The organism is Sphingomonas radicis (assembly GCF_051400635.1).
Taxonomy (GTDB): Bacteria; Pseudomonadota; Alphaproteobacteria; order Sphingomonadales; family Sphingomonadaceae; genus Sphingomonas.
The window spans coordinates 1-515 of the sequence record NZ_JBLFFG010000018.1; the positions used below are offsets into that span (position 1 = coordinate 1).

Consider the following 515-nt stretch of genomic DNA (forward strand, 5'->3'; position numbering starts at 1 on the left):
GCCGACCACATCGTCGCCGGTCGCGTCCGCGGTACGAACCATCAATTCGAGCCAGTCCGGCGAGGCGATCTCGTCGTCGTCGATCATCGGGAAGCGGGTCGCGGCCGGAAACAGCGCCTGCGCAGTCTCGAACGCCGCATTGATCGCCTGGCAATTGCCCTGCCGCTTCTCGACGAGGCAGACACCCTGGAGCCTGCCGTCGGCCAGATACTCCGCGGCGACCGGCGCGCTCTCGCGTGCTGCCGCGTCGTTCTCGACCATGACCACGGCAAAGGGCCGCGGCGTCCGCTGCCCGACGAGCGAGTCCAGCGTCAGCCGCAAATGCTGCGGGCGGCGGAAGCAGGGAATGCAGACGACGATACCGACAGAAAGGTCGATGACGCGCGAACTCGCCGCGATCTCCCGGTTGGGATCACGCAAGGCATCGACGAGCCGGCTGGCGGACAGGTCTGTCGGGATCAAGGTCATTGCGATCTCAATGCCCGAGATATGTTGAAAAAACCCTGCTTGACCAC

General features: G+C 65.2%; 1 protein-coding gene. It reads right to left on the reverse strand.

The window, feature by feature from the left end:
- The coding region (locus tag ACMGDH_RS18225) for a glycosyltransferase family 2 protein (RefSeq protein ID WP_436829403.1) at window positions 1-468 on the reverse strand (468 nt) is incomplete at its 3' end.
- Window positions 469-515: the final 47 nt, after the last annotated feature.